This window comes from Flavobacterium riviphilum, assembly GCF_055231795.1.
Window position 1 is genome coordinate 76,068 of sequence record NZ_JBUYSY010000003.1, and the last position, 13,528, is coordinate 89,595.

Sequence of the window (13,528 nt, forward strand, 5' to 3'; positions counted from 1 at the left end):
ACAAATGTATTTATAAGATTTTAAGTTTAGTATCGCTACAAGTTAAATTTTTAAATTTTTACGTTTTTAACACAATTGTTTTGTTATAAATACAACAAAATACTATGTTTGTGTTAAATAAATATATTTTATGCGTACAATTTTAATTATCGGTGCCGGAAGATCCGCTTCTTCTTTGATTCAATACCTGCTTTCCAAATCGGAAGCAGAGCAATTACATCTGGTAATTGCGGATCTGTCCTTAGCGATGGCTCAAAAAAAGACCCACAACCACCCTAATGCCACCCCAATGGCATTAGATATTTTCAATGCCGAGGCTCGAAAAGCGGCCATCCAACAGGCAGCTATAGTGGTTTCTATGTTGCCCGCTCATTTGCATTTGGAAGTAGCTAAAGATTGTTTGCTGTTTGGCAAACATATGGTCACGGCTTCTTACATCAGCGAAGGGATGCAGGCTTTAGATGCCGAAGTGAAAGCCAAAGGATTGGTCTTTATGAACGAGATTGGTCTAGATCCAGGGATCGATCATATGAGTGCCATGAAGGTGATCGATGAAATTAAAGACAAAGGCGGGAAAATGTTGTTGTTTGAATCCTTTTGTGGTGGATTAGTAGCCCCTGAATCTGACAATAACCTATGGAATTATAAATTTACCTGGGCGCCAAGAAATGTGGTGTTGGCAGGTCAAGGTGGTGCTGCTAAATTCATCCAAGAAGGGGCCTACAAGTACATACCGTATTGCAATTTGTTTCGCAGAACCGAATTTTTAGAAGTAGAAGGCTATGGTAGATTTGAAGCCTACTCCAACCGCGATTCTTTAAAGTATCGTTCGGTGTACGGTTTGGACGAGGTGCTTACTTTATATCGAGGGACTATTCGCAGAGTAGGATTCTCAAAAGCATGGAATATGTTTGTACAATTAGGAATGACCGATGATAGTTATGTAGTAGAAGGTTCAGAAAACATGTCGTATCGACAATTTGTAAATGCCTTTTTGCCTTATCATCCTACCGATTCGGTGGAACTAAAAATGCGTCATTTGCTTAAAATAGATCAAGACGATATCATGTGGGATAAATTAGTAGAGTTGGATTTGTTTAGTAAAACCAAAAAAGTAGGTTTGAAAAACGCAACGCCTGCACAAATATTAGAGAAAATTTTAACCGACAGTTGGACGTTACAGCCCGAAGATAAAGATATGATTGTGATGTATCACAAGTTTGGGTATGAGTTTTCAGGAGAGCAACTGCAAATTGATTCCAAAATGGTTTGTATAGGCGATGATCAAACCTATACGGCCATGGCCAAAACGGTGGGTTTACCTGTAGCGATGGCTACGTTGTTAATTTTGAATGGAAAAATTACCACTCCAGGGGTGCAATTGCCCATTCGAAAAGAAGTATATCTGCCCATTTTACAAGAACTTGAATCCTATGGCGTAGTGTTTCATGAACAAGAAATGCCTTATATAGGATACAATCCTGATAAGGTGTTTCATTGATTTTCTTTTGTTTATTTTTTTTGAGATTATTTGTTAATCGCTTCTCCAAACTTGTAGTATAAGAGAAGCGGTTTTTTTTTTATTGGTTTTTAGTTTATGGCTATAGGAAATATTATTAAACACGTACTCGATCATTATAAATATACCACTGAGTTTAAATTGGTTAATTTATAAATACTTTTAGTAGCTAATAAAATTATTAGTTATAATGTATTTGGAGTTTGTATTGTAATTGGCATACTGTATTCTACACGTACTGGTACTCCATCTTTTTTACCTGGAATCCACTTTGGAGACATTTTAAGTACTCGTATTGCTTCTTCACCAGTACCATAACCAATGTCTTTTAGAATAGAAAAATTACTTAGACTTCCATCAGTTTCTATCATAAATTTAACATGCAATTTGCCACTTGTTTTGAATTCTGTTGGGATTTGATAATTTTCCCCTACAAATTGGTAAAACTTCTTCATCCCTCCAGGAAAATCAGGATGTTCAGTTACACCTGCTTCTGTATAAACGTCTTTATTTGGTACAGAAGTAGCACTTTCAATTATTTTTGTAGGTGTAAGACTTGAAAGAGGCTCTTCTTTTGACGAAATATTTTGTATTTGAGACGTTTTTTTTGGCTCAGGCACGGTAATGTTAATGCTTTTACCAGAAAACTTTTTATGTGCATTTTTTAAATGTTTATCATAATAGGCTTCAGTATAGAAATTATACTGAAAAGGTTGTGGAAATTTTTTGCTCCTAGCATTTTTATGAACAAAGCTTCCTGTAAAATAGGCAATTTTGTCCGGTGAGTAGACCTCTAAATGATTATTGTTGGCGTGAATACCATCAATCCAGATGGCATATTTTTTACTGTTTTTGAAATCTTCAAATTCTGCTTTTGTTGGGGTTTTTTTTGAATATTTTTTAGGAGCAAAAGGTAGGTATCTATTCTTTTCTTCTAAGATAAGTGCTTCATACTTTTTGGAGAAGTTGATATTCCTTTTTTTGTCAGTAACATTAACTAAAACACCTGCGTAGTAAATATCTCTGTCGTTACTTGTTGCAGTAGTATATATTGTGTTTGTTGCTTTTGTTGTTTGTATTTGTGCAACACTATCGATACAGAAATGACAGAAAAGTGCCGTAAAAATTGGCAATAGTGCTAGCTGTTTGCCAAGTATTATTTTTTTCGAAGAATTCCGACCCATCATAAGAAAGCGTTTTTTGGTGACTTGAAAATTTAAATTACTGGCTAGATACAAAGGCGGGTTACAACTCGCTTTGGATAACAATAGCGATTGATAAAATGGAATGTTTTGGTACGATTGCACTACTTTTTCATCGGCTAGGAATTCATGATTGAGCTGTATGGCTTTTTTGTATAAAACAAACAAAGGATTGAACCAAAAAACAGTTTTAATCAACTCTACAAAAAGAACATCTAGGGTGTGCTTTTGATTGACATGGGTCAATTCGTGTGCAAACAATTCTTTTTCAATTTTACGTTCTTGGTATTCCGCTTCATTGATGAAAATAGAATTCATAAAAGTATGCGGCAACACAGATTCTTTTAGTAAAACTAAAGTCGCGTTTTGAAACGTGAGTGTTGTGTTATTCTTTTTTAATTGATAAAAAGTGATAATATTTCGAGTAAATCTAAAAAGCAGAATTGCAGTTACTAAGACATAAATACCCCATAGTGTTTGTTCTAGATAATTAGTTTCTTCTGCAATTACTATAGTTCCGCCTGAAAGGCTCATTGGAATTGGAGCGCTTATAGGAGTCGTGATTTCTTCAATAATTTCAATCGAAATAAAAGGAATTAGAAGTGAAAAAAGCAAACTAAGCAACAAGTAAAAGCGATTGAAATGATGCATTTTTTCCTTTTCTAGAAAAAGCTGATATACTACCATTAGGATAGTGGCAGCGATAGTTGAAGTTAGCAAGTACTGTATCATGATTTCTTTTTTTGGATTTCGTTATCGATGATTTTTTTTAGTTCCTCCAATTCTCGGGTGGTTAGGTTTGTTTCTTTGGTAAAAAACGAAGCAAATTGAGAAGCTGAATTATTAAAGAAATTACTAATTAGTCCATTGACGTGTTTCGAGAAGTAATCTGTTTTTTTGATCAATGGATAATATTCCCGTGAGTTTCCAAATTCATTGTAAGCAACGAATTTTTTGTCAATCATCCTTTTTAATAAGGTTGCAATGGTGGTTGTAGCAGGTTTTGGTTCAGGGTAGGCTTCGAGTAGGTCTTTCATAAAGGCTTTTTCGAGTTGCCACAAATGCTGCATCACTTGTTCTTCGGCGTTGGTGAGTTGTTGCATAGTTTATTGTTTTGTATTTTTTATTTCTTTTTCTGAGATAAGTTCTCCCTTGTCGTACAAACGGGTGATGATTAAATCTTTTTTGGTGTCGAAATACTCCCATTGGCCGGAGTAAAACCAATGAATGTCTTTCCCTTTTTCAATCAACTGTGTAATTCCTTTGGCTTGAAGCGCTCCATTGGGATGGTAGAAGCGCACTTTGCAATACTTTTTCTTATAGGTTTCTTTTTTGATGATTTTGCCATTGGCATAATATTTCCATTTTTTGACTGGCTCTCCTTCTTTGTAGCTACCAATAGATTTGTATAGAATGGTGTCCAAAGCATACTCTTCAATCCATTTACCGTGCATTTTTTTGCCTTTCTTTTGATTGATGTGTTGTACTTGGCAACTACATAAAAGAAACAGTACAAATAGAAAAATTGGTTTTGTCATTGCTCTACAGAATAATACATTGCTCTACAAATGTAGAATAAAAAATAATATGTGCAACAAAAGGATTAACTTTTTTGCAATGAGTAGTTTAGAAACGGTTTTGCGTAAGGGGTAGGAGCGGCATCCTTTTTGGGGACGCGCTTTTTCGGCGAGGGACCAAAAAGATATAGCGGATGACCCGACCCGCTTTTTCTGCGGGTTACGCCCAAAAAAAATCCGCTCATTCTGGAGAACAAGCGGATGTTTATGTAAAAAGAGTGTTTATTTGCTTAACTCTACAAAATATTTATAGAAAAGCGGAATGGTTTCGATTCCTTTAAGGTAATTGAAAATTCCGAAATGTTCGTTGGGTGAATGAATTGCATCGGAGTCTAGACCAAATCCCATCAGGATCGTTTTGCTTTTCAATTCTTTTTCGAATAATGCAACGATAGGAATGCTTCCACCGGAACGAACTGGAATGGCAGGAACGCCAAAGGTTTCGGTATAGGCTTTGTTGGCGGCTTGGTAACCAATGCTATCGATTGGAGTTACATAACCTTGACCACCGTGATGCGGTTTTACTACAACACTCACGCCAGCTGGAGCAATACTTATGAAGTGTTTGGTGAACAAATCGGTAATCACTTCCCAATCTTGATTAGGTACTAAGCGCATCGAAATTTTTGCATAAGCTTTGCTAGCAATTACTGTTTTGGCACCTTCACCAGTATAGCCTCCCCAGATTCCATTCACATCGAGTGTTGGACGAATCGAATTGCGCTCGTTTGTAGTGTAGCCAATTTCGCCATAGACATCGTTTATGTCAAGTGCTTTTTTGTAGTTTTCTAAGCTAAAAGGGGCTTTGGCCATTTCGGCTCTTTCTTCTAGAGATAATTCTTCGACATTGTCATAGAAACCAGGAATAGTAATGTGATTGTTCTCGTCGTGTAACGAAGCAATCATTTTGGATAAGATATTGATAGGGTTGGCCACCGCACCACCGTACAAACCTGAGTGTAAATCGCGGTTAGGACCAGTTACTTCTACTTCTACATAACTCAATCCACGTAATCCTGTAGTGATGGAAGGTTGTTGATTAGAAATCATTCCCGTATCCGAAATTAAAATCACGTCATTTTTTAATTTCTCGGTATTGTTTTCTACAAAGGTTTTCAAGTTGACACTACCTACTTCTTCTTCACCCTCAATCATGAATTTAACGTTACAAGGTAAAGTATTGCTTTGAATCATATATTCAAAAGCTTTGACGTGCATGTACATTTGACCTTTATCATCGCAGGCACCGCGAGCAAAAATAGCGCCTTCAGGGTGAATGGCTGTGGGTTTGATTACGGGTTCAAATGGCGGAGAATCCCAAAGTTCAACAGGATCAGCAGGTTGTACATCATAATGTCCGTACACTAATACAGTAGGCAAATTGGGGTCGATGATTTTTTCGCCGTATACAATAGGGTAGCCGTCCGTTTCGCAAATTTCTACTTTATCGCAGCCGGCTTGTTCTAAACTTGCTTTAACTGCATCTGCGGTATCTAATACATCCTGAGAAAAGGCGGTATCAGCACTAACAGAGGGAATTTTTAACAATTCGATTAATTCATTGATAAAGCGTTCTTTGTTTTGCTGAACGTAATTACTTATATTTTCCATGAAGTGGTTTGATTTTTTAATGCTTTCAAAAGTACAAAAAATAGAAGAATATTTTTTTTAAAAAATTGCTTTGAAAATTAGAACTTATGCTTATATTTGCACCCACCAACGCGGATATGGCGAAATTGGTAGACGTGCCAGACTTAGGATCTGGTGCCGCAAGGCGTGTAGGTTCGAGTCCTATTATCCGCACTAAAACCCTGACTATTATATAGTTAGGGTTTTTTGTTTTAAAACTTGCCCAACCATTGCCCAACGGCATTGAAAAACCATTTTTATTTAGTTTTTTTCCATCGAAGATTTCTTCAAGGTATAGTTGCCTTGATTTATTTTTTTTTACCGTTTTTATTTTTTTGACCTAACAAAAATGAAGAAGCGAGAGAGGACTCTTAAAATGACATAATTACATTCGTATCTTCTTTTTGAATAAGTACCAATATTGGTATCACAAAAACTAAACAATCAAGTTTGACTTGAAATAAATAATTTAAAATCCTACATTTATACCTTTAAACAAAAAATCAACAATGTCAGACGATCAAAAGAAACTTCTAGAATCTCAACTTTGGGCTATTGCCAATATATTAAGAGGTAAAATATCCGCCAATCAATTTCAAGATTATATTTTAGGATTTATCTTCTATAAATACCTTTCTGAAAAATTAGAAAAAAAGGCTAATGAATTCCTTAAACCTGATGGTTTAGTATTCAATGAAATAGACGAAAACAGCACTGAGGGCAAAGCAATTTTAGAAGCTTTAAAAGAAGCAACTGTTGATGCGCTTGGCTATTTTTTAAAACCTTCAGAATTATTCTCCAACCTAGCCAAAAAAGGAAATGCAAAAGTTTTCAATGAAGATGATGAAGAACAAATACAAAGTACTTTCATTCTCGAAGACTTAGCCAATGTTTTAAACAGTATCGAAAAAAGTACCATGGGTTCGGATAGTCAGGACGATTTTGATAATTTGTTCTATGATATCGATTTGAACTCTACTAAGATTGGACGCACCACCAAGGACCGTAACGATGTTATTGTAAAAATACTAACGGCATTGGATGAAATTGATTTCGATCTTGACAATACCGAAGGCGATGTGCTAGGCGATGCTTATGAATATTTAATTGCACAATTTGCTGCAGGAGCAGGACAAAAAGCGGGTGAATTCTATACTCCTCAACAAGTATCTACTATTCTAGCCCGTATTGTTACCACTCGTAAAAGCAAATTGAAATCTGTATATGACCCAACTTGTGGTTCTGGTTCGTTGTTGCTTCGTGTAGCTAGAGAGGTGGAAGAAGTAGGACATTTTTACGGGCAAGAACAAAACCGTACTACCTATAACTTGGCACGAATGAATATGATTTTGCACGATGTTAATTATCATAAATTCGATATTAAAAACGAGGATACACTCGAGAAACCTCAACATTTAGATTTTAAATTCGATGCTATTGTAGCTAATCCTCCCTTTTCGGCCAAATGGTCTGCCAATCCTTTATTTGCAAACGATGATCGTTTCTCTCAATACGGTCGTTTAGCACCCGGAACAAAAGCAGATTTTGCTTTTATCCAACACATGGTTCACCAGTTAGACGATGCCGGTATTATGGCGTGTGTTGCGCCTCACGGAGTTTTGTTTCGTGGAGCTGCAGAAGGGCACATTCGTAAATTCTTAATTGAAGACCGTAATTACATTGACGCTATAATTGGCTTACCAGCAAATTTATTCTACGGTACCAGTATACCAACCTGTATTTTGGTATTGAAAAAATGCAAAGAAACTCCAGATAACATTTTATTCATTGACGCAAGTAATGGTTTTGAAAAAGTAAAAAATCAAAATGTTTTAAGAGAACAGGACATTGAAAAAATTATTGAAACCTATCAAAACAGAGCGGTAATTGATAAATACTCCAACATTGCTACACTCGATGAAATAAAAGCCAACGATTACAATTTAAACATTCCGCGTTATGTAAATACCTTTGAGGAAGCAGTTGAAATTGACATCAATGCAATTGCAGAAAAATTACAAACCGTAGATGATAAAATGAAAGATGTCGATACTACTATTGCTTCATTTTGTGCAGCTTTAAATGTTAAAACCCCTTTTTAATATGGATAAGTTACGACCAATATTGAGATTTCCGGGGTTTGAAGGAGATTGGATTAGTAAAAAATTAATCGATATAAGTTTGAAAATAAAAGATGGAACGCATTTTTCACCTAAAACTTCAACTGATATAAATGATTTTCAATATTTAACTTCTAAAAATGTTAAAAACGGATATATTGATTTTTCAAATCTTCAGTATATTTCAAGAGAAGATCACGAAAAAATTTACAAGTCTTGTGATGTTAAAATAGGAGATGTATTATTAACAAAGGATGGTACAATAGGTCAAGTTTGTGTAAATTATTTAGATTACGAATTTAGTTTATTATCAAGTGTAGCTTACATTCGACTTAAAGAAAAGTTCAATAACTATTTTTTATATCATCTTTTAGTTTCTGAAATAGGACAGAACGAAATTAATAAAGCAATTGCAGGTCAAGCTTTAAAGAGAATAACATTAACAAAAATAAATGATTTTATTTTTAATTTCCCTTCATTAGAAGAGCAAACCCGCATAGCCAATTTCCTTTCCTCAGTAGATGAAAAAATAAACCTTTTAAAAGAAAAAAAATCCCGTTTAGAAGAATACAAAAAAGGCATAATGCAAAAAATATTCAACCAAGAAATTAGGTTTAAAGATGATAATGGGGAGGATTTTGAGGATTGGGAAGAGAAAAAGCTGGGAGATATTGTAGAAATTAATAAGGGTAATCAACTTAATAAAGATGATTTAAATGATTTTGATATTTATCCATCAATCAGTGGTGGAATAGAGCCTTCCGGTTACACAGATAAACATAATAGAAATGAAAACACAATCATAATTAGTGAGGGAGGAAATTCTTGTGGTTATGTAAATTTTATTAAAACTAAGTTTTGGTGTGGCGGTCATTGTTATTCTATTAAAGTTATTGATAAAGAGAAAATAAATAATGAATATCTTTTTCAATTGTTGAAATTTAATCAAAATGAATTAATGGCATTAAGAGTTGGTTCTGGTTTGCCTAATATTCAAAAAAAGGATTTGAAAAATTTTAATTTAAAATTATCTATAAATAAAACTGAACAAACCAAAATCGCCAATTTCCTTTCAGCTATTGATGAAAAAATAGAGTTAGTTTCCAATCAAATAGAAGACACCCAAGAGTATAAAAAAGGGTTGTTGCAGCAAATGTTCGTCTAGATTCTTCGAGATTATCGATAAATCTCGAAGTTTTGCTATATTTGTATTTTTATAAATCCTTTTATTATGATTGAACAAGCACCAAAAGTAACCTTTACACCTAAAACTTTTGCTTTAGCCAATAAGCCAAACGTAGTATTAAAAATAAAGGAAATCAATAATGAGTATTTGTTTTGGGATAAAATAAAATATAAAAATATTGATGACCTTGACCCTAAACAAATATGGTCCATTGTTAAAATTTCAAGAGAGTTTAATTACAAGAATTTAACTTTTGGTAAATACAATTTTAATTATGTAAGTACTGATTATATTCAAAAAATTTTACATTATTTTGATATGAATATAGGAGGTTATATGGGGGCTAAAAGCATTATTCCAGATGCAGATAAAACAAGATATTTAGTTAGTTCTATTATGGAAGAAGCCATTTCAAGTAGCCAAATTGAAGGTGCTAATACTACCCGTAAAAAAGCTAAAGAAATGCTTCGTAAAGAAGTAAAACCAAAAAACAAATCGGAGCAAATGATTGTTAATAATTATGTAACCATCAAGCACATTACCCAAAATAGAAATGACGATTTATCACCAGAAAAATTGCTTTACATCCATGGTTTAGTGGCTTGTGATACATTAGATAATAAAACTGAAGAAGGGGCATTTAGAAATTCTGACGATGTTCATGTTGTAAATCATATTGATGGAGAAATTGTACATACACCACCCAACCAAAAAGAAATAGAAGGTCTTATTCAAGATTTATGCAATTTCTTTAATTCAGATTCAAAAGAATCATTCATGCATCCTATTCTAAAAGGTATTGTTATCCATTTTATGATTGGATATATCCATCCCTTTACCGATGGAAATGGTCGAACAGCAAGAGCTTTGTTTTATTGGTATTTATTAAAAAAAGGATACTGGTTAACAGAGTATTTATCTATTTCTAAAATAATACAGGATACTAAAAATCAATATGAAAAAGCCTATTTGTATACTGAAAATGACAATAATGATTTGTCCTATTTCATGACCTATCATTTAAAAGTTATGGATAAAGCATTTGAAGCATTGAAAGCATATATTCAATTAAAGCAAAAAGAAAATTTGCAAATAGCAAGTTTTGTAAAAATTCCGAATGTAAATGAAAGACAAGCGCAACTTTTGAAAATTATCTTTGATGAACCCGAAAGTATTTTTACTGTAAAAGAAACAGAAAATCGTTTTATAATTTCCAATTTTACTGCCAGAACAGATTTATTAGGATTAGTTAAATTAGGTTTTTTAGAAATTATTCAAGTCAATAAAGTGAAGCAAAATTTTGTGCGATCTGATAATTTTGAAGCTCTTTTAGCTAAACATAAAATTAAATAAACTTCGAGATTTGTAAAGAATCTCGAACTATTAATAAAGCATGACATCACAATCCGAATTAATTTTAGAACAAAACCTAGTCAATCAGTTAGCCGCTAATGGGTACGATAAAGTAACCATTAAGGATGAAAATGATTTACTAGTCAATCTCAAAAAGCAATTAGAGAAACACAACAACAAAGTTTTTTCAGATAGTGATTTCAAGCAAATTCTAAACCACCTTACCAAATCTAACAACATCTTTGAAAAAGCGTTGTTACTTCGAGATAAGTTTGCCTTCAAAAATGAGGCAAACGAGCTGGTATATGTGGAATTCATTAATATGGATTTTTGGTGTCAAAACCAGTATCAAGTAACCAATCAAATTACAGTTGAGGGCAATTACAAAAACCGTTACGATGTTACTATTTTAATCAATGGTTTGCCTTTGGTGCAAATAGAATTAAAGAAAACAGGTTTAGAATTAAAAGAAGCCTACAATCAAATCAATCGTTATCAAAAACACTCTTTCTCAGCCAATACTGGCTTGTTTAATTATGTGCAGTTATTTGTAATCAGTAACGGAGTAAACACCAAATACTTCAGCAATTTTGGAAACAAAAAACCGGATTACAAACAAACCTTCTTTTGGACCGACGAAAACAACAAACGGATTTCTAAACTAGAAGATTTTGCCAATACTTTTTTAGAGAAATGTCATTTGTCTAAAATGATCACGAAATACACCGTTTTGCATGATTCTGATAAAATGTTGATGGTATTACGTCCGTATCAATTTAATGCCGTAGAACGCATTATTGATAAGGTAAAAAACAGCAATCACAACGGTTATATATGGCACACTACAGGATCGGGTAAAACCTTAACGTCGTTCAAAGCCAGTCAAATATTATCCCAATTACCAAAGGTAGATAAGGTAGTTTTTTGTGTAGACAGACAAGATTTAGATTACCAAACCGCCAAAGAATTCAATGCCTTTAAACCTGATTGTATTGATCCAACCAATAACACGGCCAATTTAGTACGTCAGTTTAAAGATGGCAATAGTAAGTTGATTGTTACGACGATTCAAAAATTATACAATGCCATTACAAGAGAACACCATCTTAAAACAATGGATGATCTCAAAAACAAAAAGATAGTTTTTATTTTTGATGAATGTCACCGATCGCAATTTGGAGACACGCATAAAAAGATTACCCAATATTTTGAAAACTATCAAATGTTTGGGTTTACCGGTACACCTATTTTTGTAGAAAATGCCTTGTCTAAAAATAAGCAAAACCAAACCACGGCAAGTTTATTCGGAGAACAATTGCATAGTTATGTGATTACAGATGCTATCAAGGATGAAAATGTATTGCGCTTTTCGGTAGAATATGTTGGTAAATACAGAGAACGTGAGAATTCTCAAAACGAAATTGATATTGAAGTCGAAGCAATTGACACTCAAGAACTTTTAGAAAGCAATGATCGTATCGAAAAGATTACTAATTATGTTATTCAGCAACATCCAATAAAAACACAAAACAAAACCTTTACGGCTATGTTTTGTGTGAGTAGTGTCGAAATGTTGATTAAATATTACGATTTGTTTCTCAAATTAAAACAAGAGGGTAAACATGATTTAAAGATGGCAACTATTTTTAGTTTTGGTGCCAATGATGAAATGATCAGCGATGTGGAAGATTATGATGAAAAAGATTTTAATGAAGTAGCTGAAAATGGCGAAATCTATAATGCGTTCCACAAAAGAGATAAACTGGAGAGTTATATTGAAGAATATAATAAGACATTTAAAACCAGTTGGACTACGAAAGATAGTCAATCCTTTTATAATTATTACAAAGACATAGCACAACGAGTTCGTACCAAACAGGTAGATATTTTGTTTGTGGTTAATATGTTTCTCACGGGATTTGATAGCAAATCCTTGAATACTTTGTTTGTAGATAAGAATTTAAAGTACCATGGTTTAATTCAGGCCTATTCCAGAACCAACAGAATTTTGGGTGATAAAAAGTCACAGGGAAATATTGTTGTTTTTAGAAATCTGAAGAAAGCCACGGATGATGCTATTGCTTTATTTTCAGATAAAAAGGCCAAAGAAATTATCATCTTAAAACCATACGAAAGTTACGTTAAAGAAATTAATGAAGCCTATGCTAGTTTAATAGCAATTACCCCAACTTTCGAATCAGTAGATGATTTATATACAGAAGATGAAGAACTGGAATTTGTAAAAGCATTTCGTGAAGTCATTAGGTTAAAAAACATAATTGCTTCATTTGTAGATTTTAAATTTGATGATATTACTTTAGGCGAACAAGAATTTGAAAATTATAAATCCAAATACTTAGAGTTATCAGATAAAGGTAAAAAAGAAAAAACCTCCATACTTAACGAAGTTGATTTTGAACTAGAATTGATTCATCGCGATGATATTACAGTAACCTATATTTTAGGATTGTTAGCCAAGTTAAGAGCAATAAACCCAGCGGAAAAAGAACGCAGACAAAAGGAAATATTAGATCTTGTTGCGGGTAATGTTAAACTGCGTAGCAAACGAGAATTGATAGAACGTTTCATTGAAGAAAACTTACCGGCGCTAGATGATATGTCTATTGAAGAGGGTTATGCTGCTTTTATGATTGAAGAGCAAGAGAAAGCTTTTAACCAGTTTGTAACCGATGAAAAATTGAATGCGGACAAACTTAAAAAACTAACCGAAGATTATTTATTTACCCAACGAATCCCTACCAAACAAGAAGTAGTGGAAGTGCTGGAAAATCAACCTTCTATTTTACAAAGATCAAAAGTTGGAGATACTATTTTGAGAAAGTTCTTGAATTTTATCGACACCTTTTTTAATGATTAATACTCTCAGTAATGAATTATGGAGGTATTTACAGAAATTAGAAAATTAAGTGCTAGCAATGCTA

9 protein-coding genes and 1 tRNA gene are annotated in these 13,528 nt (G+C 33.5%); 6 read left to right on the top strand and 4 right to left on the bottom strand.

The annotated features are described in order from the left end of the window. Positions 1-130: 130 nt before the first annotated feature. On the top strand, positions 131-1,501 hold the full coding sequence (locus ACZIX2_RS05210; RefSeq protein WP_463339028.1) for a saccharopine dehydrogenase family protein: 1,371 nt from the start codon (positions 131-133) through the stop codon (positions 1,499-1,501). 203 nt (positions 1,502-1,704) lie between these two features. Here ACZIX2_RS05210 and ACZIX2_RS05215 read toward each other — a convergent pair whose 3' ends face one another. The 4 genes from ACZIX2_RS05215 to ACZIX2_RS05230 all read right to left on the bottom strand — a co-directional run bounded on the left by ACZIX2_RS05215 (position 1,705) and on the right by ACZIX2_RS05230 (position 5,909). Then, complete coding sequence (locus tag ACZIX2_RS05215) at positions 1,705-3,453, bottom strand: M56 family metallopeptidase (RefSeq protein ID WP_463339029.1); 1,749 nt, start codon at positions 3,451-3,453, stop codon at positions 1,705-1,707. Beyond that, on the bottom strand, positions 3,450-3,824 hold the full coding sequence (locus ACZIX2_RS05220; RefSeq protein WP_463339030.1) for a BlaI/MecI/CopY family transcriptional regulator: 375 nt from the start codon (positions 3,822-3,824) through the stop codon (positions 3,450-3,452). Before ACZIX2_RS05220 ends, ACZIX2_RS05215 begins: the two co-directional genes overlap by 4 nt. 3 nt (positions 3,825-3,827) lie before the next feature. Then, positions 3,828-4,259, bottom strand: a complete 432-nt coding sequence (locus tag ACZIX2_RS05225) for a toxin-antitoxin system YwqK family antitoxin (protein WP_463339031.1) — start codon at positions 4,257-4,259, stop codon at positions 3,828-3,830. A 261-nt stretch (positions 4,260-4,520) separates the two neighbouring features. Continuing rightward, positions 4,521-5,909 (bottom strand): dipeptidase, encoded by a 1,389-nt coding sequence (locus tag ACZIX2_RS05230; protein WP_463339032.1) that lies wholly within the window; start codon positions 5,907-5,909, stop codon positions 4,521-4,523. 110 nt (positions 5,910-6,019) lie between these two features. On the opposite strand from ACZIX2_RS05230, the gene ACZIX2_RS05235 reads away from it, so the two are divergent. From ACZIX2_RS05235 to ACZIX2_RS05255, 5 genes are all read left to right on the top strand, one after another. Continuing rightward, positions 6,020-6,101 (top strand) — tRNA-Leu (locus tag ACZIX2_RS05235). A gap of 335 nt (positions 6,102-6,436) precedes the next feature. After that, positions 6,437-8,029, top strand: coding sequence for a type I restriction-modification system subunit M (locus ACZIX2_RS05240; protein WP_463339033.1), 1,593 nt, complete (start codon positions 6,437-6,439; stop codon positions 8,027-8,029). A 1-nt stretch (position 8,030) separates the two neighbouring features. Next, positions 8,031-9,212, top strand: coding sequence for a restriction endonuclease subunit S (locus tag ACZIX2_RS05245; RefSeq protein ID WP_463339034.1), 1,182 nt, complete (start codon positions 8,031-8,033; stop codon positions 9,210-9,212). Between the two features lie 66 nt (positions 9,213-9,278). After that, a complete protein-coding gene (locus tag ACZIX2_RS05250) occupies positions 9,279-10,586 on the top strand; it encodes a Fic family protein (protein ID WP_463339035.1) in 1,308 nt (435 codons plus the stop codon). Between the two features lie 40 nt (positions 10,587-10,626). Further along, positions 10,627-13,464 carry a type I restriction endonuclease subunit R gene (locus ACZIX2_RS05255; RefSeq protein ID WP_463339036.1) on the top strand — a complete coding sequence of 946 codons (2,838 nt, stop codon included), beginning with the start codon at positions 10,627-10,629 and terminating at the stop codon, positions 13,462-13,464. The last annotated feature ends 64 nt before the right edge of the window (positions 13,465-13,528 follow it).